The sequence below is a fragment of the Idiomarina sp. UBA3162 genome (assembly GCF_002364475.1).
In the GTDB taxonomy this organism is placed as follows: domain Bacteria; phylum Pseudomonadota; class Gammaproteobacteria; order Enterobacterales; family Alteromonadaceae; genus Idiomarina.
Genome location: NZ_DEYI01000083.1, coordinates 1 through 208, shown reverse-complemented (window position 1 = coordinate 208; position 208 = coordinate 1). Strand labels below are relative to the sequence as shown.

Sequence of the window (208 nt, the reverse complement as noted above, 5' to 3'; positions counted from 1 at the left end):
GCCGCTGCAGTTTGAAGAGGGCACAACCCGCAAGACGTTAGCACTTGATGGTTCTGAAACCTATGATGTTAAGGGCGAACCGGCTCCTGGTGCGCGACTGAGTTTAATGATTCACCGAGCCAATGGTGAAGATATTGAAGTGCTTGTGATCTGCCGCTTGGATACCAAAGAAGAAGTATCCATTTATTCGGCGGGTGGTGTGCTGCAA

General features: G+C 50.0%; 1 protein-coding gene. It reads left to right on the top strand.

Annotated elements, in window-relative coordinates; genetic code table 11:
* A partial coding sequence (locus B2X00_RS10430; RefSeq protein ID WP_290487466.1) for a hypothetical protein occupies window positions 1-208 on the top strand: 208 nt, incomplete at both ends.